This is a genomic window from Rathayibacter sp. AC451 (genome assembly GCF_979253095.1).
In genome coordinates this window covers 1,373,966-1,396,620 of sequence record NZ_CEEDBD010000001.1, presented here as the reverse complement: position 1 = coordinate 1,396,620, position 22,655 = coordinate 1,373,966, and the positions used below count along the sequence as shown (strand labels likewise).

Sequence of the window (22,655 nt, the reverse complement as noted above, 5' to 3'; positions counted from 1 at the left end):
CTCCCGCTGACCTCTCGGTCGGCCGCGCGTAGGATCGGGGGCATGACGACCCGCCCCGAGAACAGCAGCACCGACCCTCTCGAGGGAGGCGGCGGAACCGCCACCCTCGACCGCGAGCTCGAGGAGCTCCTGAACCAGGAGACCATCGAACCGGGGGATCACGAGCGGTTCTCCCACTACGTGCAGAAGGACAAGATCCTCGAGAGCGCACTGACGGGCAAGCCCGTCAAAGCGCTCTGCGGCAAGAAGTGGCTCCCGGGGCGCGACCCGGAGAAGTTCCCCGTCTGCCCCTCCTGCAAGGAGATCTACGCCCGGATGAAGTGAGTGGGGCGGCCCGGCGACCGGGCCGCCCCCTCCCGCTCTCGCGTGTCATGCCGTCCTCGGAGGTCAGGCGTAGCGCGTCGGGATGACCGGGTCCCCCCGGCCCAGGCGCAGGGCGTCCTGCGGCAACTCCGCCACGGCCGACGCCCGGTGCTCGCGCGCCGCGGCCGTGCCCGCCGCGCCCAGGGCGTCGCCGAGGATCTCGCCGCCGTCCACGAGCGGGACGAGCAGTGCGCGCTCGCCCTCTCCGACGCCGCCCTCGGGGCCGGCGCCCACGTGCACGACCTCCTCCTGAGCCACTCCGTCGGCCGCGAGCAGCCGCCCGGCCGCCTTGCGACCGCCGATCGACGCCTTCGAGGCCGACTTCTTCGCGACGGCGACCCACTCGCCCGCGTCGTCCTCGTGCGCCACGAGCTTGTAGACCATGCCGGCGGTCGGGTGGCCGGAGCCGGTGGCGACCGAGGTGCCCACTCCGTAGGAGTCGACGGGGGAGGCGGCGAGGGCCGCGATGCCGTACTCGTCGAGGTCGTTGGTCACGGTGATCCTGGTGCCTGTCGCCCCGAGGGCGTCGAGCTGCGCCCGGACGGCGGCGACCTGCTGCGGGAGGTCGCCGGAGTCGATCCGCACGGCGCCCAGGCCCGTGCCGGCGACGCGCACGGCCAGGTCGACCGCGGCGGTGACGTCGTAGGTGTCCACGAGGAGCGTCGTGCCGGGGCCGAGCGCGGCGACCTGCGCGCGGAACGCGTCCTCCTCGGAGTCGTGAAGCAGCGTGAACGCGTGCGCCGACGTGCCCATCGTCGGCACGCCCCAGCTGCGTCCCGCCTCGAGGTTCGAGGTGGAGCCGAATCCCGCGATGTAGGCGGCCCGTGCCGCGGCGACGGCCGAGCGCTCGCCGGCCCGGCGGGAGCCCATCTCGGCGAGCGGGCGGTCGCCGGCGGCCGAGACCATGCGGGCCGCGGCGCTCGCGACGGCGCTGTCGTGGTTCAGCACCGACAGCACGAGGGTCTCGAGCAGCACGCCCTCGGCGAAGGGCGCCTCGACGATCAGCACGGGGGAGCCGGGCAGGTAGACCTCGCCCTCGCGGTAGCCCCACACGTCGCCGCTGAAGCGGTAGTCGGCGAGCCAGTCGAGGGTGCGCGAGTCGACCACGCGGTTCTCGCGGAGCCAGTCGAGCTCGGGCTCGCCGAAGCGGAAGCACGAGACGAGCTCGAGCAGGCGCCCGGTCCCGGCGAGGACGCCGTAGCGGCGTCCGGAGGGCAGGCTCCGGGCGAACACCTCGAACATGCAGCGCCGATCGGCGGTGCCGCTGCCCAGGGCGCCCTCCACCATCGTGAGCTCGTACCGGTCGGTGAGGAAGGCGGTCGCGTCCATCCCCGCAGTCTTCCACGCACGGCCCGGGGCTCGCGGAGGGCTCGCGGGTCGGCAGCCGGGGGCTCGCGTCCCGGGGGAGGGGCGCGGGTAGGCTGGTCGATCGTGACCGACGCACCCCTGGGAATCTTCGACTCGGGCGTCGGTGGACTCACGGTGGCCCGCTCGATCATCGACCAGCTGCAGAACGAGTCCATCGTCTACTTGGGCGACACCGCGCACTCGCCGTACGGGCCCAAGCCGCTCGCCGATGTCCGCGCGTACGCGCTCGACACGCTCGACACGCTCGTCGACCAGGGCGCGAAGCTGCTCGTCATCGCCTGCAACACGGCCTCGGCGGCGATGATGCGGGATGCGCGCGAGCGCTACACCATCGGCCGCGGCATCCCGGTCGTCGAGGTGATCCAGCCCGCTGTCCGCAGCGCCGTGCGCGACACGCGCAACCGCCGCGTCGGAGTGATCGGCACCGTCGGCACGATCCGCTCGCGGGCGTACGACGACGCCTTCGTCGCGGCTCCCGACCTCGAGCTCGTGACCGCCGCCTGCCCGCGCTTCGTCGAGTTCGTCGAGGCGGGAGTGACCTGGAGCGACGAGCTCCTCGCCGTCGCCGAGGAGTACCTGGCGCCGATGAAGGCCGCGGGCGTCGACACCCTCGTGCTCGGCTGCACCCACTATCCGCTGCTGCGCGGCGCGATCGCGTACGTGATGGGCCCGGACGTCCGCCTCGTCTCGAGCGCCGAGGAGACCGCGCTCGACGTGTACCGGACGCTCGTCGCCCACGGGCTGCAGCGCACGGAGGCCGCGCCGCCGACCTACCGCTGGGAGGAGACGGGCTCGAGCGACTTCGTCCGCCTCGCCCGCCGCTTCCTCGGCCCCGAGGTCTCCAGCGTCGACCTCGTCGAGACCGGCACCATCAATCTGCGCGAGCTGGATGCGGCCGCGCCCCATCGAGGAGACCCCAGTGACCGACACCGAGAAGACCGTCGTCCGCAAGGACGGCCGCGCGCCCGACGAGCTGCGCACCGTGACCATCGAGCGCGGCTGGAGCACGCAGGCCGAGGGGTCCGCGCTCGTCTCGTTCGGGAACACGAAGGTGCTCTGCACCGCGTCGTTCACCAACGGCGTCCCGCGCTGGCTCCAGGGCAAGGGCAAGGGCTGGGTGACGGCCGAGTACGCGATGCTGCCCCGCTCCACCAACTCCCGCATGGACCGCGAGTCGATCAAGGGCAAGGTCGGCGGGCGCACCCACGAGATCTCGCGCCTGATCGGCCGCAGCCTGCGCGCCGTCGTCGACATGAAGGCGCTGGGCGAGAACACGCTGGTCATCGACTGCGACGTGCTGCAGGCCGACGGAGGCACCCGCACCGCGGCGATCACCGGCGCCTACGTGGCCATGGTCGACGCGATCGAGTGGGCGCGCGGCAAGAAGTACATCGGGCAGAAGGCGGTGCCCCTCATCGACAGCCTCTCGGCCGTCTCGGTGGGCATCATCGACGGCGTGCCCATGCTCGACCTCGCCTACGTCGAGGACGTCCGCGCCGAGACCGACATGAACGTGGTCGTCACCGGCCGGGGCCTCTTCGTCGAGGTGCAGGGCACCGCCGAGGGCGCTCCGTTCGACCGCCGCGAGCTCGACGCCCTGCTGGACCTCGCCGTCTCCGGCGCGTCGGACCTCGCCCGGATCCAGGCGGAGGCGCTCGCCGCGGAGGCGGGCGCGTGAGCCTGGATCTCGTCCTCGCCACGCACAACGCGGGCAAGGTCGAGGAGTTCCGCGCCATGCTCGCCCAGGCGCTGCCGGGTGTCGGCGTGCGCTCCTACGACGGCCCCGAGCCGGTCGAGGACGGGGTCACCTTCGCCGAGAACGCGCTGATCAAGGCGCGCGCCGCAGCGGCGCACACCGGCCTCGTCTCGCTCGCGGACGACTCCGGGATCCGCGTCGACGTCCTGGGCGGATCGCCCGGGATCTTCTCGGCCCGGTGGTCCGGGAAGCCGCACGACGCGGTGGCGAACCTCGAGCTGCTGCTGGCCCAGATCGCCGACGTGCACGAGGAGCACCGCGGTGCGCACTTCGTCTGCACGATCGCGCTCGTGGTGCCCGAGTCGGTGCTGCCCGGCGGGCAGGAGATCGTCGTCGAGGGCCGCTGGCCCGGAGCGATCGCGACCGCACCCCGGGGCGCGAACGGCCACGGCTACGACCCGGTCTTCGTCCCGGAGGGCTCCGACCGCACCGCGGCCGAGCTCTCGCCCGAGGAGAAGAACGCGGCGAGCCACCGGGCCCGCGCCTTCACGGCCCTGCGCGCCGAGCTGACCGGGCTGGCGGCGCGCCTGCCCTGAGCCCGCCAGCGGTCAGTGCTCGCGGCGCTCGTCGTCGACGACGGACGGGTCGAGGACGAGCGCGCTCGCCTCGGCCGCGTCGGTCTCGGGGTCGGCCGCATGCTTCGCCCGGCGCTGCTGCTGGAAGAAGTGGAAGAGCGTCGGGATGATGGCGAGGGCGACCGCTCCGAGCAGGATCACGTCGATGTAGTGCGACACGAAGTCGGCCACCGGCGGGATGAAGGCGAGCAGCCAGCCCAGGAGGGTCACTCCGCTGCCCCAGACCAGCGCGCCGATGAGGTTGTAGAGGCTGTACTTCTTGTAGTTCATGTGGGCGACGCCCGCGGCGATCGGTGCGAAGGTGCGCACGATCGGGACGAAGCGCGCCAGGATCACGGCGAGGCCGCCGAAGCGCTCGAAGAAGGCGTTGGTGCGCCGCACGTTCTCGACGCTGAAGAACCCCGACTCCTTGCGCTCGAAGATGCGCGGACCCGCCTTGTGCCCGATCAGGTAGCCGACCTCGCCGCCGACGAAGGCCGAGAACCCGACCGCCAGGCAGATGAGCCAGATGGGGACGCCCAGTCCGCCGTTGGACGCGTTCTCGTGCGCGAGGAGCCCGGTGATGATGAGGAGCGTGTCGCCCGGGAAGAGGAAGCCGATCAGCAGGCCGGTCTCGGCGAAGACGATCAGGCAGACCACGACGACGCCCCAGGGTCCGAACGAGGTGAGGATCGTCTCCGGATCGAGCCAGGGGATGAGGGCGGCGTGGTTCAACGGGTCTCCAGTCGTCGGCGGTGCCGTTCGGCCGGTGGGCGGTGGGGCGAAGGCGTGACAGCGCTCAGCGTAGCGCTCGACCCCTCGCGCAGGCCGTGGATCCGCGACCCGCTCCCGGGGCTCCGCGACCGTGCGGCCGCCGCCGTGCGAGCCGTGCCGGGGAACGCGGTCAGCGGCCCGGTCGCGGCCGTCTGCGACAGGTGCGGAAGGAGGGACTCGAACCCTCACGCCTTGCGGCACAGGAACCTAAATCCTGCGTGTCTGCCATTCCACCACTCCCGCGGGTGCCGCTCCAGTGTAGGAGGGGAGCCTCAGCCGCTCGGCCGTCCGTGCGGGAGGTAGCGCGGGATCCACCGGGCGAGCGCGCCGGCGCCCACCAGGCCCAGCACTCCCACGGCTCCGGCGGCGAAGGGCAGGGACACCGCAGCGGTCAGCCCGGCGACGGCCAGTGGAGCGACGGCACCGCCGACGTCGCCCGTGAAGCGGAACGCGCCGAGGAAGGGCGCGGGATCGTCCTGCGGCGCGAGATCCGCTCCGATCGTCATGAGGATGCCCGAGCCGACTCCGTTCGCCACCGCGAGCAGGCACGCGACCGCCACGAACCACGGCACGGGATCGACCGCGAGCAGGGTGACGGCCAGCACCAGGTGGCCCGCGCCGAGTCCGATCATCGACGGGATCGCCGTGGCGCCCCGGCCGAAGCGGTCCATCAGCTGGCCGCCCAGGTAGAAGAGGGCGAAGTCGAGTCCGCCGGCGATGCCGATGACGATCGCGGTGTCCGTCCCGCCCATCCCGATGCTCACGGCCCAGAGCGGCAGGACCACGGTGCGGCTCGCCCGGAGCCCGCCGATGAGCGCGGCGCCGGTGCCCATCCGGGCGAGGACTCCGCGGTGCTCGCGGAGGGTCCGGGCGAGCCCCCGGCGCGGCTCGGGCGGCGCCGTCTCCTCGACGGCAGCCGCGGACCGGCGGAGGATCGTGGCCGGATCCGGCACCAGGAGCAGCACGGCGACCGCCAGCACGCAGCAGACGATGTGGATCCAGAAGACGGACTCGACGGTGCCGGTCAGGTGCACGACCCCCGCCGAGACGAACGGCCCGATGAGCCAGCCGGCGCGGAACGCTCCCGCGAGCGCCGACAGCGCGCGCGCCCGGTAGCCGACGGGGACGAACGACGTCATGAAGGCGTGCCGCGCCAGCGCGAACACCGCAGTCGCGACTCCGATCACGAAGACGCCCACCGTCAGCCCCACCCACGACGTCGACAGCAGGCAGATCACGAGCCCCAGGATCGACGCGGCCGACGCGGCGAGCATCGCGCCGCGCTCGCCGATGCGCGAGACCACCCATCCGCTGGGCACGTCGCCGGCGAGCTCGCCGATCATGATCATCCCCGAGACCAGGCCGGCGATCGCGAGCGTCGCGCCCAGATCGCCGGCGGCCACGGGCAGCAGCGGGATGATCGCGCCCTCGCCGATCGAGAAGAGGAGGGTGGGGAGGAACGTCGACAGCAGGAGCGGGCCCACGGGGAACGGGCGCTCGGCGGTGTCGGTCACCGTCCCCAGCCTACGCTCGCGCCCCGAGCGCTCAGGGCTCCGCGGGCGCGCCCCGGTAGTCTGGGTGCACCATGCTGGACAACGACTTCACCGAGCAGATCACTGCTCTCCGCTCCACCTTCGACGACATCCGCGCCGTGATCGACGTCGATCGCCTCCGCACCCGCATCGCGGAGCTGAACGAGCAGGCCGGCGCCCCCGACCTCTGGGACGACACCGTCAACGCGCAGAAGGTGACGAGCGCGCTCAGCCACCGCCAGTCGGAGCTCGCCCGCATCACCTCGATCGAGCGCCGCCTCGACGACCTCGAGGTGCTCGTCGAGATGGCGAACGAGGCCGAGGACGCCGACTCCGAGCAGGAGGCGATCGCCGAGCTCGCGTCGCTGCAGAAGGTGATGGGCGAGCTCGAGGTCCAGACCCTGCTCGACGGCGAGTACGACGACCGCCCCGCGGTCGTCACGATCCGCGCGGGTGCGGGCGGCGTCGACGCCTCCGACTTCGCCGAGATGCTCATGCGCATGTACCTGCGCTGGGCCGAGAAGCACAAGTACTCCGCGACCGTCATGGACGCGAGCTACGCCGAGGAGGCCGGCATCAAGTCGGCCACCTTCCAGATCGACGCCCCCTACGCGTTCGGCACGCTCTCGGTCGAGGCCGGCACGCACCGACTCGTCCGGATGAGCCCCTTCGGTGCGGCGGGCAAGCGCCAGACCTCCTTCGCGGCGGTCGAGGTCATCCCGCTGATGGAGGAGGCCGGGGCGATCGAGATCCCGGACAACGACATCCGCGTGGACGTCTTCCGCTCCTCCGGCCCCGGCGGCCAGTCGGTCAACACCACCGACTCCGCCGTCCGGCTGACCCACATCCCCACCGGCACGGTCGTCTCGATGCAGAACGAGAAGAGCCAGATCCAGAACCGCGCGGCCGCCATGCGCGTGCTGCAGTCCCGCCTGCTGCTGCTGCAGAAGGAGCAGGAGGCGGCGACCAAGAAGGAGCTCGCCGGGAACATCACGGCGAGCTGGGGCGACCAGATGCGCAGCTACGTGCTCGCTCCGTACCAGATGGTCAAGGACCTCCGGACGGACTACGAGGTCGGCACCCCGGCGCACGTCTTCGACGGCGATCTCGACGGCTTCATCGCCGCGGGGATCCGCTGGCGCAAGTCCGCCTGAGCCCCTCCGCAGCGCCCTCCCGGACTCCTCACCCGGCGCGCCGGGGGAGCACGGCAGCGGCGCCCGGGGCATCGTCGCTTACCCTCGTATCGACATGATTCGCTTCGACAACGTCTCCAAGCAGTATCGCGGCGGCACGAGACCCGCCCTGAACGCCATCGACCTCGAGATCCTGCGGGGCGAGTTCGTCTTCCTCGTCGGCGCCTCCGGGTCCGGCAAGTCGAGCTGCCTCCGGCTGATCCTGAAGGAGGAGCGGCCCTCGTCCGGGTCGATCCACGTCCTGGGCCAGAACCTCGGCAAGATCTCGAGCCGTAAGGTCCCGTACTTCCGCCGCAACATGGGCGTGGTGTTCCAGGACTTCCGGCTCCTGCCGAACAAGTCGGTCTTCGACAACGTCGCCTTCAGCCTGCAGGTCATCGGCAAGTCCAAGGGCTTCATCCAGGAGGCCGTCCCGGACACGCTCAAGATGGTCGGGCTCGCGGGCAAGGCCTCGCGACTGCCCCACGAGCTCTCCGGCGGCGAGCAGCAGCGCGTCGCGATCGCGCGCGCCGTCGTCAACAAGCCGGCTGTCCTCCTCGCCGACGAGCCCACGGGCAACCTCGACCCCACGACCAGTGCCGGCATCATGGCCCTCCTCGAGCGGATCAACGCCGGCGGCACGACCGTCATCATGGCGACCCACGAGGCCGGCATCGTCGACCAGATGAAGCGCCGCGTCATCGAGCTCTCGGCGGGCAGCATCGTGCGCGACGAGAGCAGCGGCGGCTACGGCCAGACCGAGAGCATCACGGTCGTGCACGACGGCGTCGTCGTGGTGGCCGCCGACGACCACCCGGTCTCGGAGCCGATCGTCGCCCCGGTGCTCATCGAGGGCGAGCTGGCTCCGGCCGAGGTGCCCGAGCAGGACCTGCGCCGCAGCGCACCGCCGCGCACGGAGCCCGTCACGGCCGCCACCCCGGCCGCGGCTCCCGAGACGGCCGCGGCCGAGACGGCCGCTCCGGAGCCCGCATCGCGGACCGGCGCGTTCCTGCGCCCGCGCTTCTCGCAGACCGCGTCCCAGCCCCGCATCCCGGACGGCCGCCGCTCCGCCGCAGCCGAGACGCACGTCACGGCAGCTCACCCCCGCACCGGTGAGACCCCGGTGCCCGCCCCCGCGCCCGTCGAGCCGGAGGCGCCCGCCGCCCCGCGCATCGTCGAGCTCCAGAGCCAGACCGGTCCGATCTACCTGCCCGCCGACACCGGCGCGCTGCCCGAGGAGTCCCTCGCGGCCCGCCTGGGCCTGCGCGCCCACGCGGGCGAGGGCGACGAGACCGGCGACGACCAGCAGAACGTAGGACCCGTCAAGTGAGATTCGCACTGATCTGGTCGGAGGTCTCGAGCGGCCTCCGACGCAACGTCTCCATGGTCGTCTCGGTGATCCTGGTCACCTTCATCTCCCTCACCTTCGTCGGCACGGCGATCCTGCTGCAGATGCAGATCGGCCAGATGAAGAACTTCTGGTACGACAAGGCCCAGGTCGCGGTGTACATGTGCACCGCCACGTCCGGCGGCTCGAACTGCAGCGGATCCGACGCGACGCAGGAGCAGATCGACTCGGTCGAGGCTCAGCTCACGGGCGCGACCCTCGACCCCTACATCGACCAGTTCTACTTCGAGGACCACGACCAGGCGTACGCGAACTTCCAGCAGCAGTTCGCGGGCAACCCGGTCGCCGAGTACGTCACTCCGGACCTGCTGAACCAGACCTTCTGGATCAACCTGCAGGACCCGACGCAGTCGGACGTGCTCGTCGAGAGCCTCTCGAGCGTCTCGGGCGTCGAGAGCGTCACCGACCAACGGCAGTACCTCGACCAGATCTTCTCGATCCTGAACGCGGCGAGCTACACGGCCATCGGCATCGCGGTGCTCATGCTGGTGGCGGCGGTGCTGCTGATCGCCACGACGATCCGGCTGTCGGCCTTCTCACGGCGGAGGGAGCTCGGGATCATGCGCCTGGTGGGCGCGTCCAACCGCTTCATCCAGACCCCGTTCATCCTCGAGGGGGTCTTCGCGGCCCTGCTCGGCTCGCTCCTCGCGGGCGTCGCGGTCGTGGCGATCGTGCAGTTCTTCGTGCAGGGGTTCCTCGCGTACCGGATCCCGCTGACGTCGTTCGTCGGCCTGGATGACGCGCTGATCGTCGTGCCGATCCTGGTCGTGGTCGGAGCGATCCTCGCGGCCATCGCCTCCAACGTCGCGATCGCGCGGTACCTGCGGGTCTGACCCGACGACGCGCGTATACTGATGGGCTGCTCCGAACGGGGCGGCCCATCATCGCTCTCGGACTCAAGGAGCCGCCGTGCCCAGGGAACAGGGACAGAAGGTCGTCGCGACCAATCGCAAGGCGCGCCACGACTACCTCATCGAGGACACCTACGAGGCCGGCCTCGTGCTCACGGGCACCGAGGTCAAGTCGCTGCGCGCCGGACGCGCCTCGCTCGTCGACGGCTACGCCTTCGTCGACGGCGGCGAGGCCTGGCTCGACGCCGTGCACATCAACGAGTGGGCGCAGGGCACCTGGACGAACCACCCGCCCCGCCGCAAGCGCAAGCTGCTGCTGCACAAGGCGCAGATCCTCAAGATCCACAACAAGGTGAAGGAGGGCGGGTACACGCTGATCCCGCTCTCGCTCTACTTCAGCGACGGCAAGGCGAAGGTCGAGCTCGCGGTCGCCAAGGGCAAGAAGGACTACGACAAGCGCCAGGTGCTCCGCGAGCGCCAGGACCGCCGCGAGGCGGACCGCGCCATGGCGACGCGCCGCCGCCTGGGCGACTAGGCCGCGCCTCCTCGGCGGAGGTCGGGGCGTTCAGCGCACGTGACGCAGCATCACGGACATCTGCCGCCACGGCAGGGCGAGGCGGTCGACCGCGCTGTACCGCAGGTCGAGTCCCAGCCGTGCGCCGACTCCGATGACCACCTCGGGGAGTCGGAGGGCGTCGGTCGCGAACGTCTCCTCCGCGGGTAGATCGCGCAGGGCCGTGTCCACGGAGGAGAAGGACCGCATCGCCCAGCCGTCCGGACCCTCGAGCCGCCGCCGCAGACGCCGCTGCACGGTCGATCGCCCGCCGAGGAGGGCGACGTGACGGAGGTCGACTCCGTCCTCGCGGAGCACACCGAAGATCTCCGCCCTGCGCTCCGGGTCGGCGAGGGTCATCGGGACGATCACGACGCCCGTGTGACGGCGCGTCAGATCGCGCAGGATCGCGGCTGTCGTCGGCGCCCACCACGGCGACTCCTGGAAGTCGCTCCTCAGCGCCGGAGGGTACATCCGCTGGATGCCGAAGCCCAGCGGCTCCGGATCGGCGATGACGCTGCCCGCGATCCGGCGTCGCAGCTCGTGGGCGGTCTGCGTCTTGCCCACCCCGAAGGTCCCGTTCAGCCAGATCAGCACGCTCCGAAGCGTAGGGCGGGAGGCGACCAGGTGTACTGGGTCAGCACGTTGGTGTCGCTCGTGCTGCGGGTGTGTGGTCGTGGCTCGAGTGGCTTTGTTCAGTGTTGTAGTGGTGGATCCAGGGTGCAACAGCGTTCGTGCGGGCTTGATTGCCGGCTTGATGAACGTCTGGCGGGCGTCGAGTCCGCGACAGTTGAGTGGAATGCCGTCGAGTTGCGGTAGGCGAAGGCGTTGTCCGAGAGGACGCGGCGGATGCGGGTGATGCCGTGCTCGGCGAAGTAGGCGGCCGCGCGGGTCAGGAATCGGGCTGCGGTGACGCCCTTCTCGTCGGGATGGATCTCGGCGTAGGCGAGGCGCGGGTGGTCGTCGACGGCCGCGTGAACGTAGTCGAATCCGATGCCTCGTCCGCGGACCTGCTCGCTGCGTCCGTGGGCGCGCCAGCCGCCGCCGTCGGAAATCCGGCCGAGTTTCTTCACGTCGATGTGGATCAGATCGCCGGGCTGCTCGTGCTCGTAGCGGTTCGCCGTGGCGCGAGCCGCTCGGATGATCGCGCCGGTGATCGGGTCCAGCCAGGCCAGCGGTGGCACGTGGTGGCGATTCAGGATCCGGGAGATCGTGCGCGCAGGAACACCGGTCTCGAGAACGAGTCTCGCGGGACCTGATCGCAGTCGCGTCCGAGCCTCCAACACGACCGCCTTTCGTTTCGGGCTGGTCTTCCCGGGCTCGACGAGTCGGACAAGAGCGGTGTCGACCAAGGCGTATCAGACTTCAACGTGACGTGTTCGCGGCACTGTTCGACGTCAAGCTGGGGCGTTCCTCGGATGTACGCACTGCGTTGCAAGGGCCCGAAAGGTGCAGAGGCCGCCGATCCGGAGAGCTGTCTCGTGAGGTGTGGACCGACGCCGAGCGTGCTGAGCCTCAGTCGAGAACGCGCCATGGGTGGTTTGAGACGCGATCCACTCCGTATCTTGTCGTAGAGCGAAGCGCCCCCTGGGAATCAGCCGAGTGTCGCCTTGTTCAACATGCACGCTTTCTCAGACGCGCATTATTTATTGCGGACGCACAATGGGAGTACGAGATGAAGGTTTATGGTCGTTCAACGTCGCTCCGATCGACAGCACTTGGCGTGGCAGGCCTAGTGGCTTTCGCCACGCTGGGAGCACCCGCGAGTGCTTTCGCAAGCACCACCGACCAGCCTGACGCATCGTCCACGGTGATTGCTGAATCACTAGCGAACGTCGGAAACACCAACCCCTCCCTACTTCACGATTCCGTAGCAACTGGCACTGGCACCACCAAGCTGGGCGGCGGCGAAGTATCTGTGCCGTCCGCCCTTTCCGATGGTGTTACGATGACCGATGTGGACGGCGATCTGGTCACGATCCAGCTACCCAATGCGTCCGCGGCAGGGGCACCGGCCATACTTCCAGACGGCACTGTGACGTATCCCGGGGAGTCGAGTGCGAATTCGATTGTGGTCGGTGACCTCGGTGTGCAGATGCTTACCACCATTGTCGATGCGGGAGCACCCATCGATTACTCCTACGAGGTTACGCTCGACGAAGGTCAAACGCTCGCGCTGGTGGATGACGGAGCCGCAATCCTCAACTCTGACGGCAGCACCGCAGTGGTTGTGGGCGACGCATGGGCCGTGGATGCCAACGGCGTCAACGTTCCCACGAGCTACGCCGTAGAGGGATCGACATTGACACAGAGTGTCGACCACGCCGCGGCAGAGAAAGTCGCGTATCCGGTCGTTGCCGACCCGCTGTGGTTTGCACCGGCAGTGATCAGGTGCTTTGTTGGCATCGGGCTGAATGGACCGCAGATTGCCAACATCATTGCATCGGGCTCACCGGGGTCCCTCGGCGGGGCTCTGGCGAAAGCCGCTCTCGCCTGCATCAAGGGAAAGTAAGAAGCTGACGTATGTTCAATCGTGAATCTCTCGAAGAGTTGCAAGCGAAGCTCGCCTCGGCGAACGCTGCCGTGGCAGCCCACCCGCTTGCGTCGGATCGGGTTACTCGTGCCCATGCCATCATCGAGTCCACCGACAGCGATGACAAAGAGTTGGTGAACAAGAAGCTGGCCGAGGAGGATCTTCCTGACTTGGCTGAGGTGGGTCTGCTCACCGTGCGCCATTCAGTCAGTTGGTGGAAAGTGAATCGGAAACGAAACAAGATCGTCGAGAAGATCGAAAAGCTTGAGGCTTGATTCCTCGGTAAGAGTTCCATCCTGAGTTGCGCGTTCGAGGTGGATGAAGCGATACCCCCGCACTGTGGCGGCTCTCAGGACTTGTCACACCATGAGGGAGGGCCAGCCGAAAAGCGGCAGGTCCTGAAACGCCCGGTTGAGTGACCTCGGCCGGGCGTTTTCATGACCGCCCTGCCGGCCGCACTGTGACCAACGCGCTCGCACGACGCTAACTACCGTTCTGCGCCAGCGCCGACAACCAGGTGAACGGCCAGATAGCGATAACAGAACGCCGCCGCATGACGCCGAAAGTCACAGCGCGGCGCATCCCGCTCGCCGAAGTGGTGGCGTGGCCGATCCCCTATCGGGACTGCCATGCATCGAGGTGAGGACTCGCACAGCGCACCACCGGAGTGACCTAGAGCACTCGGGCGGCCTTCGTGTCCTGGTTGCTGGTGAAGGGCTGCCGGTGGGCCCATTTGTTAGCGAAGGTGCGGGTGAAGCGTTCGACTTCCCCGTTGCGGACCGTCGGGCGCAAGCCGCTCGAAGGGGCCGCGGGTGCTGAAAGACTGGAGGGCGTGACCGCCTCCGAGAGCTCCCCCGACGCACCGCGCACCGCCGCCGAGGAGAGGACCCGCTGGCGGGCGTTCGCCGTGGCGGTGTCGGTCGCGGCCTTCACGATCCTGGACCTGTCGAAGGTCAACGTCGGCCTGCCCTCGATCGAGAAGTCGCTCTCGGCGGATGCGAGCCAGCTGCAGCTGATCGTCGCGGGGTACGCGCTCGCCTTCGGGCTGGCGCTCGTGCCGGCCGGACGCCTGGGCGACATCCGCTCGCGCCGGCTGCTCTTCCTGATCGGCCTGACCGTCTTCACGCTGACGAGCCTGCTCTGCGCCGTCGCGCCGTCGATCGAGCTGCTCGTCGTCGCCCGCTTCCTGCAGGGGATCGCGGCGGGCATCCAGATGCCGCAGGTGCTCGGTCTCGTGCAGCAGCTCTTCACCGGCGCCGAGCGGGCGAGGGCGTTCGGGGTGTTCGGTGCGGTGATCGGGCTGTCGACGGCGTTCGGTCCGACGCTGGGCGGCCTGCTCATCGCGATCGGGGGAGAGCAGGACGGCTGGCGCCTGCTGTTCTGGATGAACATCCCGCTGGGCGTGGCCGCGCTGGTCCTCGCCTGGCGGCTCCTGCCGCGGGTGCAGCGGAAGCCGGCGGGGGACACCTCGCTCGATCCCGTCGGGCTGCTGCTCCTGGGCGTGGCGATCTTCGCCTTCATGCTCCCGTTCCTGCTGACCACCGGGGCGTCCTCCGATTCGCCGTACCGCTGGTTCTGGCTGGTGCTCGCGGTGGCGGCCGCAGCCGTCTTCGTGCGCTGGGAGGCGCACTACTCGTCGCTCGGACGCACCCCGGTGATCGATTTCCGGATCTTCCGCACGAGCTCGTACCGCAACGGGATCCTCCTGGCGACCGCCTACTTCGCCGCGATCCCGGCCACGTTCCTCCTGACGACGCTGTTCCTGCAGCAGGGCCTCGGGCTCGCGCCGGTGTTCGCCGGCATGGTGAGCATCCCCTTCGCCCTCACCTCGGCACTGACCGCGTGGTACGGCGGCAAGCTGGTGCAGACGTACGGCCGCTCGCTCGTCGTGCTGGGCATCGTCCTGGTGATCGTCGGCTTCGCGCTGGTGCTTCTGGCGGCCGAGCTGATGCCCGCCGGAACCGCGGCGTACGGCATGGCCGCGGCCATGCTGGTCGCCGGAGCGGGCGGCGGTTTCGTCGTCTCGCCGAATCAGACGCTGACGCTGGCCGAGATATCGCCGGAGCAGGGCGGAGTGGCGGGCTCCGTGGGGCAGCTCGGCCAGCGCCTCGGCACCGCGGTCGGCACGGCCTGCGCCTCGGCCGTCTTCTTCGCGACGCTCGCCAGCGAGGCGGGCATGACGGTGGGGCTCGTGGCGTATCACGACGCCTTCCGCAACGGCGCCTTCGTGACTCTGGGGCTGATCGCCGTGGCGCTCCTGCTCGGTCTCCTCGATCTGCGCCGCCGCCGGGTGACGGCGCGCACGGAGTCCTGACGGACGTCGGCTGCGGGCCCCACGGGCTCGCCGGAGCGGCTAGAATGGTCATCTGCCACTGCGGTCCACCCGCTCGCGGCAGCCGCCGCTCCTCTCGGGGAGCAGCGGATCCACAACTCGACAGTGTGCGACGACGACCCACTCCTGTGCGGTGCCTCACGGCATCCGCGCCGAGTGCTCGCGGGGATGATCGGTTTCGACATCGCCTGCGAAACTGCGAGAAGCGGGTCGAGGATTCAGGGTTATCTCGTTAACGATCTCTGAAAAACACAGGTGCCGAACAGAAGCGCACCGACTTCGCTCTCGCTGCCTAAGCAGAGTCGATAGTCCGTCAGCCCGAGGGTGCGTCCTCGCCCCGGGTCCTGGCGTCATCTAGAGGACTTGCTGCGTCGTTACGCCTGAGGGCGACGCGGGACTCGAACTCGGGCTGGGCCCGTCGACCGATGCGTCAGTGGTAACGGTCGGGGCCGAGTAGAACGCTTTCACTGGCTACACCCGTAGAAGGCGCAGAATCACAGCGATGGACGGGGGTTCAATTCCCCCCATCTCCACCACCGGTCGTCGTCGCACACGTCGAGGCAGAGGCCCCGCTCCCGAGAGGGAGACGGGGCCTTCGTGCTGTCTGCGCCGCCCTCGTCCCCGCCTGGCCGCGCTCAGCCCGGTCGGACGTCGAGCTGCCGCACGCGCCCGTAGAGGGTGAGTGTCGCGACCCGGTCCGCCTCGTCGCGCGCCGGCCCGTTCAGAAGCGTCGGCGGCGCCCAGGAGCGGTACAGAGCGGTCGGAGTGAGCACCGCGGCGGCGGCACCCGGCGGGTAGTCGGACTGCGCTCGGACGGGCAGTTCGGCCACTGCATCCGGGAGGACCGCCACGACGGCGTCGGTCACCGGCCGCAGGCGCTCCGCGCGCTCGTCGTCGACGGTCAGGGTCACCGCGTTCATCGCGGCGAGAGCGGCGGCCAGGTGCTCGACGGTGTGGCGGTCGCTGCACTCCTCCGTGACGAGCAGCGAGACGATGCCCCGGGGCTTGAGCCAGCCCAGGGTCGCGGCCTCGGCGTCCCCGTGGACGGACAGCACCCGGTCGGAGGCGATCGTGTAGTCGCGCAGCAGGCCGGCCCAGACCGGGTGGCCGAGGGGCTCGAGAGCCTCGGCCGCGGCGACGAGTGCCGCTTCGTGCCGGATGCGGTCGAAGAGCGTGTCCGCCGGGGCGAACTCCCGCTCCGCGGTGCCGGGCCGCTCCGGCTGATCGGCGGCGTGCTCCTGGTGCATGGACGACTCCTCGTCGCTACGTCCGGCACCCCCCGGGCCGATCTCGGGTCCTCACACAGTGCGCCGCCGGGTGGCGGCTGTCAACGGGTCCCGGTCGGGGATTGACGGTCGTCGACCGCGGTGTCCGCCTCAGCGGGCTGCGCCGAAGAGGGTGCCCGTGCCGGGGCCGGTCGTGGGGTCGAAGACCGCGCAGGCGATGGCGCGGTCGCCGTGCCTCCAGCTCACCTCGGAGGGCACGATGCTGCGGTACTCGAGCGCGGACGCGCCGTACGAGATGCCGATCGTGTTCGGGAACTCGATGTCGCACGCCGCCTTCGCCTGCGCGAGGAGCGTGTTGCGGCTCGTGTACTCCTCGCCGGGCTGGTCGAAGACGTGGAAGACCTCGAGGTCGTGGACCTCGCCGCACGGGACGAGCTCGACATCGGCGATCCGGTCCCCGTCGGGGGAGAGGAGGCAGTCGCCCTTGCGGAGGGAGAACGGGTCGACGACACCCGCGCTCACGATCGCTCCGGCCTCGTCGCGGACGGCATCGGGCGCCTCGGAGCCGACGACCGAGGAGCAGGACGCCAGGGCGAGCGCCAGGGCCGCGACGGCGAGGGAGGGGAGGACCCGCCTCATCGCTCCGCCACGATCGCGAGGATCTCGTCGTGCAGCAGTCCGTTGGTGGCGAGCGAGCTGCCGTGCCAGGGGCCGGGCTCCCCGTCTGCGGAGGTGAAGCGGCCTCCCGCCTCCTCGACGATGGGGACGAGCGCGGCGAGATCGTACGGCTTGACGTCGAACTCGCCCGCGCCGTCGAGCAGGCCCTCGGCGACGAGCATGTAGCCCCACGCGTCGCCGTAGGCGCGGTCGCGCCAGACCCCGCGGGCGAGCTCCAGCAGCTGGTCGAGCCTCCCGGCGCCGTCCCACTGCTGGATGCTGTTGTAGCTGAACGTCGCCTCGGCGAGGTCGGCGATGCCCGACACCCGGATGCGCCGCGGCTGCTGCACGGCAGGGGCGGCCAGCACCCCGCGCAGCTCGTCGGGGAGCTCGATGCGCCCGACGGCGCCGGCGCTCTCGTCGGTCCACGCCCCGGAGCCCTTCGCCGCCCACCAGCGCTTGCCCAGGGCCGGCGCCGAGACGACTCCCACGACCGGGACGCCGTCGACGGCGAGCGAGATGAGCGTGGCCCAGATCGGGACTCCGCGCAGGAAGTGGGCGGTGCCGTCGATCGGATCGAGGATCCACTGCCGCGCCGCGTCGCCCGAGGTGCCGAACTCCTCCCCGAGGATCGAGTCCTCGGGACGCTCCTGGGCGAGGAGCGCGCGCAGCGCCTCCTCGACGGCGCGGTCGGCGTCGGTGACCGGGGTGCGGTCGGGCTTGGTCGTCACCTCGAGGTCCCGCGCGAGGAAGCGCTCGCTCGAGACGGCGTCGGCCGCGTCGGCGAGTCGGAGGGCGAGGCGGAGGTCGTCGTCGAGGCTCGGAGTCACGGCTCCACGATACTGAGCGGCTTCCTCGCGCGGCGGTGCCGAGGGGGTGCGCCGAGATCCGCCGCGTCTCGATTTGACGAGGAGGGGGGAGCCACTGCTAATGTGATTCCTCGGTTCGGAAAGCATTTTTTCTCCGGCCAGGCAGCATCGCCACGCACCTCTAGCTCAATCGGCAGAGCAACTGACTCTTAATCAGTGGGTTCTCGGTTCAAGTCCGAGGGGGTGCACGGACAGGCCCGATACTACGCGGAAACGCGGGTGTCGGGCCTTCGTCGTTTCGGGGCTGACGGCAGCGGTGACGGCAACGGGCGCATCCGGCGCGCTGGACATCGGATCGCGGCCCGAATTCTTGACGGTAGCCTCGGCGCTGTGAGGGACGAGGTCGAGACGATCGCCAGGGTCCGCGGACGTGTGTCCCCTGAGGCAATCGCCACTGTCGAGCTAGCCCGGCGTCTCGACGGCGACTTCGTCCCGTACGAGGTCGCGGACAGCGATCTGCAGTACGACCTGCACTACCGGTGCTCCGGCTCCGCCGCTTCGCGGTACCCGCGGCTATGGCGGCGGGTGAGCGTCCCGCTGCTCACCGAGAGCGGCCCCCGGCGCTGGCTGTCGCTCGACCGCGACTTCGCCGACGACGCCGAGGCCGTGATGGCGGTCGGCGGTGACGAGCTCGCAGCCGAGGTGCGCGTCGAGCGTGTGCGGTTCACGTCCAGGACGGGGCTGCGGGTCGGCCAGCTGATCGAGTTCGTGCGGCCGAGGCTCTCGCTCGTGGGCTAGGCCGCGGCGGGCAGCCAGTCGACGACGGTCCCGTCGGGCTCAACGCGAGCGAGGCCGCATCCAAGGCCTCGTGCGCCTGCGGGAATCCACGCCGAGAAGGAGCCGTCGGCGAGGCTCGTCGCGCGGAGCTCGCCGTCACGTCCCGGCCACGGCTCGATGCGGATCAGGTCGGCGGTGGACAGGTGGTCGGCGATCTCGAGGACGAGGGTGGCGGTCGCGCGGGCGACGGGGTTTTTCGGCATGAGGCCTCCTGGGTGAGCGATGCTGCGGCGGTGCAGCTGATTTATTGTTACCCAAGAAATACGAGGCCGCAACCCGTTAATGTGGCGGCATGAGCGAGCATGCAGCCAGAGGGCGCCCGAAGGCCGACGATCCGTTGAGCCGCGTGCGAGGCGTGCGGTTCACAGAGCGGGAGTACGAGCTCGTCTCAGAGGCGGCGACGAGAGCAGGGATGAAACCTGCGCAGTGGATCCGCGAAGCGGCCGTCGCAGCGTCGGGGGCGTCGGTGCCCGGGGGCCCTGAGAACGACGAAAGGGCCCGCCCCGGACGGTGAGTCCAGGACGGGCCCTAGGCGCGTCAGCAAACCGCGTGCGGTTTGTCAGGGGTGTCGATCGCCGTCAACCACGCCAGGAGGGCGCGGGCGGGCATCGCCGAGAGTCGCCGGCGGTGGCGGCACTGTCGATCTGAGCGGGCTCGTCGACGCTGGGTTGGCGATCGAGACGTGATGAGGTATAACGACACGCCGACGAGCGTTGTACACAGGGAACGCCGGAAGCTCCTCCACAGCGGTGGATAACTTGGGGCTAACCGCGTCCCTCCGCGGATCCGCGGGCGCTGGCCTGTGGACGGATCGGTGAGTAACCGGTGGATAACTACACGGATGTAACTACTAGCCCTAGTGGGCTCGCCGCAACACAGTCGGGTGCTCTACCGTTGTCCACAGGAGCCACGGACGAACGTCCGGACCTCCGGTCGTCCCAACGTCGACCGACACGGAAACGGCCCGCCGCGCGAGCGACGAGCCGGACCGTGTGACTAGCAATCACAGAGTACGAGCGAGCTTAGGACCTCGCTCGTACACGACCACTCCGTTGAGGAGTGGAGATCAGGAGTTCGTAATGTCCCCCATCACCGAACGAGTGCAAGGTTGGCACCGTGCGGCGCCAGTCGCAACTCGAAACGCTGACGGCGCCGAGATTCGTAGGATCCGCGGATCCGTAGAGGCGAAGTCGCGGCCGAGGATCCTTTCGCGAATCGCGTCGGGTTTCGTGCAGATCGTCGGCGTCCTCGGAATCGCAGGCGAGTGGTTCGATCGCCTCGGTGTCACGTTCACGCCGGCGTTCGATTTCACGCTGGCGAGCTAGCGCTCAGCGGCCCCCTCGTTGCATGGCGAGCGGGGCCGCTCCCGACCGGCTAGAACCCGAGCGGCCACGTCCCGTTGCTCACCGCGAGCTTCTCGTTCGAGTCGTAGTCGCCGACGACGCGATGTGCCTGCACATCCGCGACCTCGGCGGTCTGCGAGAGCAGGTAGTCGCCGGTCCAGGGGTTCTGAACGTAGACGGGGCCTGTCGGGCGGCCGGCCAGTCCACCGTCGGCGACGGCCGGAGAGGCGAAGCCGACGGCCGGCTCGACGAGGGGCCGCACGGTGGGCGAGGCAGCGTTCGTGAGTGCGCCGACGGCGTCTTCGACTCCGCCGAGCGAGCCGGTCAGCCCGCCGACGAAGGCGTCGCCGATCGCGCCTCCGGAGTGGAGGATCTTCGTCCAGCCGGAGCCGGAGAGCGGTCCGCGCTTCGCGGGGGAGTTGGGGAAGAATCCCGCCGCGAAGTCGATCACGCCGCCGACCGCGTCGCCAACGGCGCCGATCATGCTCGAGATACCGTCGATGAAGCCTTGGATCAGCGCCTTACCCGAGGACAGGAAGAGGCTCCCGAGGTCGCCGAGGGCGGACATTGCCCGGCCGGGAAGGCTGCCGATGACGGACAGGGCGTTTCCGATGCCGGCGGTGATCGACGACGTGATGTTGTTCCACGCCGAGGAGACGAAGGAGCCGATCGCGTTCCAGGCGTTCGTCCAGATCCCGGAGATCGCTGCGAGGACTGCGGCGATGATCGACATCACGATGTTGATCGCGCCCGTGACGAGCGAGACGATCACATTCCAGACGCCCGCGAGGATCGAGAGGATGCCGGCCCAGACCATCGACCAATTGCCGGTGATGATGCCGGTGACGACGTCAATGATGCCCTGGACGATCTGCATCGCCGCGGACACGACTTCGACGATGACGCCGAAGACGGTCTCGACGACCGGCATCAGCGCTTGGATCACGGGGATCAGGACGCCGAGGATCGTCTCGATGAGTGGACCGAGGGCGGCGACGAAGAGACCGATCGCGACGACGACGATCGGGATCACGGCGTTGACCAAGTCGAGGAGGGGCGCGATCAGACCGAGGAGCGGCGCGATCAGACCGACCACGGCTGCGAGGAGCGGGGCGATGGCGGTCACGACCTGAGCGAGGGCGTCGCCAACGAGGACGAGGATCGGGGTCAGGGCGGTGACGGCGGTCGTCAGGATCGTGCCGAGGGTGGTCGCGAGGAGGCCGATGATCGGGCCGAGCGCCTGGAAGATCGGCATGAGCGCGGCGCCGATCGTCGAGACGAGCCCCATGAGGGCGCCCTGGAGCGCGGGCGAGGCGGCGACGACGGCTGCGAAGAGGCCGATCACGAGCCCGACCGGGCCGAGGGCGGTCAGGAAGCCGCCGCCGAGCTTCGGGAGGATCCCGGCGAGGCCGCCGAGCGCACCGGTGATGGTCGGGACGATGCTCGCGAGCGGCGCGAAGTTCAGGGCCAGGCCGGCGACGAGGGCGCCGATGGGCGCGAGGTAGGGCGCCAGCGCAGCGAAGGTGCCGCCCATGCCGCCGACGACCGCGGCGATGCTGGCGCCGGACGAGGCGAGGAAGCCGGACACGGCGTCGAAGACCCGGCGGAGCGTGGCGCCGAAGGTGGTCACGGGCTCGGTCAGCGGGCCGAGGTCCATCGTGGGTGGGCGGCCGTTGAAGGCCTCCCAGAGAGTGCCGACGACGCCGACGGCGAGGTGGACTCCGGCGACGGTCTTGTCGATCGCGGGACCGAGGACGCTGAGGAGCACGCTCGCGCCGGCGGAGACCGCGGGGAGTAGCTCTGCTCCGATGCGGGCGCTCGCGTCGGACATCGTCGCCGCGAGGACCTGCTGCTTATGCGCGAGGGTGTCGGACTCGCGGCCGAAGTTGCCGTGCGCGTCGGCCGTCTGCTCCATGATGAGCGCGAGCGTCGCGGCCTGCTTCGCCTCGTCGGAGAGGGTGCCCCCGACGGCCGCGAAGCCGAGCTCGGCAGCCTTGGCCTGCACCTTCGCTTCGTTCAGCGAGACGCCGTAGGCCTCGATCGGATCGCGCTCGCCCTTGAGGGCGGACGAGAGCGCGGCGACCGCGTCCTTCGTCGTGCCGCCGAACATGCTCGAGAGGTCAGCGCCTAGGCCGATGAGCTCGTTGGTCTTCGGGGCGAGCTCGTCCATCGCCGTGCCGCCGCTGCGAAGCTGACTGCCGATCAGGGTTCCGAGCTCGTTGAACTCGTTGCCGGTGAGACCGACGGCCGTCGCTGCGTCCGACGCCCAGTCGTGCATCTGCCCGGCCGACTCCTTGAAGACCGCGTCGATGGCCCCGACGGACTGCTCGAGTTGCCCGGCCGCCTGGACCGCACCCGCCGCGAAATTGACGCCGAAGCCCACGCCGGCAGCCACGGCGCCCGCCGCGAGAAGCGGCAGCGCTGCGCCCTTCCAGGTGGCGCCGAACTTGGCACCGGCCGCCTGCCCGCCGCTGGCGAGTGGGCCGTCGATCTCACCGCCGAGGAGCTTGGCGAAGCCAGCAGCACTCGGGATCACGGACAATGTGGCGAATCCGATATTGGTCAAGGTGTTTCCTCTGGGGTGCGG

22 protein-coding genes, 2 tRNA genes, 1 other RNA gene and 2 pseudogenes are annotated in these 22,655 nt (G+C 70.0%); 16 read left to right on the top strand and 11 right to left on the bottom strand.

Annotated elements, in window-relative coordinates:
• The first annotated feature begins 42 nt into the window (after positions 1-42).
• Positions 43-324: a DUF3039 domain-containing protein gene (locus AC0CID_RS06730; RefSeq protein ID WP_055793615.1), complete on the top strand. Its 282-nt coding sequence runs from the start codon at positions 43-45 to the stop codon at positions 322-324.
• A gap of 63 nt (positions 325-387) precedes the next feature.
• Here the strand turns inward: AC0CID_RS06730 and AC0CID_RS06725 are convergent, their stop codons facing one another.
• Positions 388-1,692 carry a nicotinate phosphoribosyltransferase gene (locus AC0CID_RS06725; protein WP_465226204.1) on the bottom strand — a complete coding sequence of 435 codons (1,305 nt, stop codon included), beginning with the start codon at positions 1,690-1,692 and terminating at the stop codon, positions 388-390.
• Between the two features lie 102 nt (positions 1,693-1,794).
• Here AC0CID_RS06725 and murI point away from each other — a divergent pair.
• The 3 genes and pseudogenes from murI to rdgB all read left to right on the top strand — a co-directional run.
• A pseudogene (gene murI / locus AC0CID_RS06720) lies at positions 1,795-2,610 on the top strand (glutamate racemase); the annotation flags it as partial.
• Between the two features lie 40 nt (positions 2,611-2,650).
• Positions 2,651-3,409 carry a ribonuclease PH gene (gene rph, locus AC0CID_RS06715; protein WP_465226203.1) on the top strand — a complete coding sequence of 253 codons (759 nt, stop codon included), beginning with the start codon at positions 2,651-2,653 and terminating at the stop codon, positions 3,407-3,409.
• Positions 3,406-4,023 carry an RdgB/HAM1 family non-canonical purine NTP pyrophosphatase gene (gene rdgB, locus AC0CID_RS06710; RefSeq protein WP_207403845.1) on the top strand — a complete coding sequence of 206 codons (618 nt, stop codon included), beginning with the start codon at positions 3,406-3,408 and terminating at the stop codon, positions 4,021-4,023. Before rph ends, rdgB begins: the two co-directional genes overlap by 4 nt.
• Positions 4,024-4,035: 12 nt before the next feature.
• On the opposite strand, the gene AC0CID_RS06705 is transcribed toward rdgB, so the two are convergent.
• The 3 genes from AC0CID_RS06705 to AC0CID_RS06695 form a co-directional block, all read right to left on the bottom strand.
• Positions 4,036-4,776 (bottom strand): DedA family protein, encoded by a 741-nt coding sequence (locus AC0CID_RS06705; protein ID WP_465226202.1) that lies wholly within the window; start codon positions 4,774-4,776, stop codon positions 4,036-4,038.
• 201 nt (positions 4,777-4,977) lie between these two features.
• Positions 4,978-5,058: transfer RNA gene (locus AC0CID_RS06700), tRNA-Leu, on the bottom strand.
• A 29-nt stretch (positions 5,059-5,087) separates the two neighbouring features.
• Positions 5,088-6,329: an MFS transporter gene (locus tag AC0CID_RS06695; RefSeq protein WP_465226201.1), complete on the bottom strand. Its 1,242-nt coding sequence runs from the start codon at positions 6,327-6,329 to the stop codon at positions 5,088-5,090.
• A 71-nt stretch (positions 6,330-6,400) separates the two neighbouring features.
• On the opposite strand from AC0CID_RS06695, the gene prfB reads away from it, so the two are divergent.
• From prfB to smpB, 4 genes are all read left to right on the top strand, one after another.
• On the top strand, positions 6,401-7,501 hold the full coding sequence (gene prfB, locus AC0CID_RS06690) for a peptide chain release factor 2 (protein WP_055793603.1): 1,101 nt from the start codon (positions 6,401-6,403) through the stop codon (positions 7,499-7,501).
• A gap of 94 nt (positions 7,502-7,595) precedes the next feature.
• Positions 7,596-8,849 carry a cell division ATP-binding protein FtsE gene (ftsE, locus tag AC0CID_RS06685; protein ID WP_465226200.1) on the top strand — a complete coding sequence of 418 codons (1,254 nt, stop codon included), beginning with the start codon at positions 7,596-7,598 and terminating at the stop codon, positions 8,847-8,849.
• Positions 8,846-9,760: a permease-like cell division protein FtsX gene (ftsX, locus tag AC0CID_RS06680; protein ID WP_207408107.1), complete on the top strand. Its 915-nt coding sequence runs from the start codon at positions 8,846-8,848 to the stop codon at positions 9,758-9,760. Before ftsE ends, ftsX begins: the two co-directional genes overlap by 4 nt.
• 76 nt (positions 9,761-9,836) lie before the next feature.
• Positions 9,837-10,313 carry an SsrA-binding protein SmpB gene (gene smpB, locus AC0CID_RS06675; RefSeq protein ID WP_068252130.1) on the top strand — a complete coding sequence of 159 codons (477 nt, stop codon included), beginning with the start codon at positions 9,837-9,839 and terminating at the stop codon, positions 10,311-10,313.
• Positions 10,314-10,343: 30 nt separating this feature from the next.
• Here smpB and AC0CID_RS06670 read toward each other — a convergent pair whose 3' ends face one another.
• Both AC0CID_RS06670 and AC0CID_RS06665 read right to left on the bottom strand, forming a co-directional pair.
• Complete coding sequence (locus AC0CID_RS06670) at positions 10,344-10,928, bottom strand: AAA family ATPase (protein ID WP_465226199.1); 585 nt, start codon at positions 10,926-10,928, stop codon at positions 10,344-10,346.
• Between the two features lie 40 nt (positions 10,929-10,968).
• Positions 10,969-11,650: pseudogene (locus AC0CID_RS06665) on the bottom strand (DDE-type integrase/transposase/recombinase); the annotation flags it as partial.
• 416 nt (positions 11,651-12,066) lie between these two features.
• Here AC0CID_RS06665 and AC0CID_RS06660 point away from each other — a divergent pair.
• From AC0CID_RS06660 to ssrA, 4 genes are all read left to right on the top strand, one after another.
• Positions 12,067-12,843 (top strand): hypothetical protein, encoded by a 777-nt coding sequence (locus tag AC0CID_RS06660; protein WP_465226198.1) that lies wholly within the window; start codon positions 12,067-12,069, stop codon positions 12,841-12,843.
• Positions 12,844-12,854: 11 nt separating this feature from the next.
• On the top strand, positions 12,855-13,139 hold the full coding sequence (locus AC0CID_RS06655) for a hypothetical protein (protein ID WP_465226197.1): 285 nt from the start codon (positions 12,855-12,857) through the stop codon (positions 13,137-13,139).
• A gap of 548 nt (positions 13,140-13,687) precedes the next feature.
• Positions 13,688-15,178: an MFS transporter gene (locus tag AC0CID_RS06650; RefSeq protein WP_465228060.1), complete on the top strand. Its 1,491-nt coding sequence runs from the start codon at positions 13,688-13,690 to the stop codon at positions 15,176-15,178.
• Positions 15,179-15,360: 182 nt separating this feature from the next.
• Positions 15,361-15,732: a transfer-messenger RNA gene (ssrA, locus tag AC0CID_RS06645) on the top strand.
• A 99-nt stretch (positions 15,733-15,831) separates the two neighbouring features.
• On the opposite strand, the gene AC0CID_RS06640 is transcribed toward ssrA, so the two are convergent.
• The 3 genes from AC0CID_RS06640 to AC0CID_RS06630 form a co-directional block, all read right to left on the bottom strand.
• Positions 15,832-16,443: a hypothetical protein gene (locus AC0CID_RS06640; RefSeq protein ID WP_465226196.1), complete on the bottom strand. Its 612-nt coding sequence runs from the start codon at positions 16,441-16,443 to the stop codon at positions 15,832-15,834.
• A gap of 129 nt (positions 16,444-16,572) precedes the next feature.
• On the bottom strand, positions 16,573-17,061 hold the full coding sequence (locus AC0CID_RS06635; RefSeq protein ID WP_465226195.1) for a septum formation family protein: 489 nt from the start codon (positions 17,059-17,061) through the stop codon (positions 16,573-16,575).
• Positions 17,058-17,909 (bottom strand): inositol monophosphatase family protein, encoded by an 852-nt coding sequence (locus AC0CID_RS06630; RefSeq protein ID WP_465226194.1) that lies wholly within the window; start codon positions 17,907-17,909, stop codon positions 17,058-17,060. The genes AC0CID_RS06635 and AC0CID_RS06630 overlap by 4 nt, the downstream gene beginning before the upstream one ends.
• 154 nt (positions 17,910-18,063) lie before the next feature.
• On the opposite strand from AC0CID_RS06630, the gene AC0CID_RS06625 reads away from it, so the two are divergent.
• Positions 18,064-18,136: transfer RNA gene (locus tag AC0CID_RS06625), tRNA-Lys, on the top strand.
• A gap of 184 nt (positions 18,137-18,320) precedes the next feature.
• Positions 18,321-18,686: a hypothetical protein gene (locus AC0CID_RS06620; RefSeq protein ID WP_465226193.1), complete on the top strand. Its 366-nt coding sequence runs from the start codon at positions 18,321-18,323 to the stop codon at positions 18,684-18,686.
• Here the strand turns inward: AC0CID_RS06620 and AC0CID_RS06615 are convergent.
• Positions 18,683-18,928, bottom strand: coding sequence for a hypothetical protein (locus AC0CID_RS06615; RefSeq protein WP_465226192.1), 246 nt, complete (start codon positions 18,926-18,928; stop codon positions 18,683-18,685). The two genes, AC0CID_RS06620 and AC0CID_RS06615, sit on opposite strands and share 4 nt — an antisense overlap.
• An 89-nt stretch (positions 18,929-19,017) precedes the next feature.
• Here AC0CID_RS06615 and AC0CID_RS06610 point away from each other — a divergent pair, with 89 nt between their 5' ends.
• Both AC0CID_RS06610 and AC0CID_RS06605 read left to right on the top strand, forming a co-directional pair.
• Positions 19,018-19,239 (top strand): plasmid mobilization protein, encoded by a 222-nt coding sequence (locus AC0CID_RS06610; RefSeq protein WP_465226191.1) that lies wholly within the window; start codon positions 19,018-19,020, stop codon positions 19,237-19,239.
• A 565-nt stretch (positions 19,240-19,804) separates the two neighbouring features.
• Positions 19,805-20,050 carry a hypothetical protein gene (locus tag AC0CID_RS06605; RefSeq protein ID WP_465226190.1) on the top strand — a complete coding sequence of 82 codons (246 nt, stop codon included), beginning with the start codon at positions 19,805-19,807 and terminating at the stop codon, positions 20,048-20,050.
• A 49-nt stretch (positions 20,051-20,099) separates the two neighbouring features.
• Here AC0CID_RS06605 and AC0CID_RS06600 read toward each other — a convergent pair whose 3' ends face one another.
• On the bottom strand, positions 20,100-22,634 hold the full coding sequence (locus tag AC0CID_RS06600) for a phage tail protein (RefSeq protein WP_465226189.1): 2,535 nt from the start codon (positions 22,632-22,634) through the stop codon (positions 20,100-20,102).
• Positions 22,635-22,655 lie beyond the last annotated feature (21 nt).

Excerpts from the sequence above, each read along its gene's own strand:
- prfB (WP_055793603.1), top strand. The coding sequence starts at position 6,401 with ATGCTGGACAACGACTTCACCGAGCAGATCACTGCTCTCCGCTCCACC.
- AC0CID_RS06610 (WP_465226191.1), top strand. The coding sequence starts at position 19,018 with ATGAGCGAGCATGCAGCCAGAGGGCGCCCGAAGGCCGACGATCCGTTG.
- ftsE (WP_465226200.1), top strand. The coding sequence starts at position 7,596 with ATGATTCGCTTCGACAACGTCTCCAAGCAGTATCGCGGCGGCACGAGA.
- AC0CID_RS06605 (WP_465226190.1), top strand. The coding sequence starts at position 19,805 with ATGTCCCCCATCACCGAACGAGTGCAAGGTTGGCACCGTGCGGCGCCA.
- AC0CID_RS06725 (WP_465226204.1), bottom strand. The coding sequence starts at position 1,692 with ATGGACGCGACCGCCTTCCTCACCGACCGGTACGAGCTCACGATGGTG.
- AC0CID_RS06615 (WP_465226192.1), bottom strand. The coding sequence starts at position 18,928 with ATGCCGAAAAACCCCGTCGCCCGCGCGACCGCCACCCTCGTCCTCGAG.
- AC0CID_RS06635 (WP_465226195.1), bottom strand. The coding sequence starts at position 17,061 with ATGAGGCGGGTCCTCCCCTCCCTCGCCGTCGCGGCCCTGGCGCTCGCC.
- AC0CID_RS06640 (WP_465226196.1), bottom strand. The coding sequence starts at position 16,443 with ATGCACCAGGAGCACGCCGCCGATCAGCCGGAGCGGCCCGGCACCGCG.
- AC0CID_RS06730 (WP_055793615.1), top strand. The coding sequence starts at position 43 with ATGACGACCCGCCCCGAGAACAGCAGCACCGACCCTCTCGAGGGAGGC.
- AC0CID_RS06655 (WP_465226197.1), top strand. The coding sequence starts at position 12,855 with ATGTTCAATCGTGAATCTCTCGAAGAGTTGCAAGCGAAGCTCGCCTCG.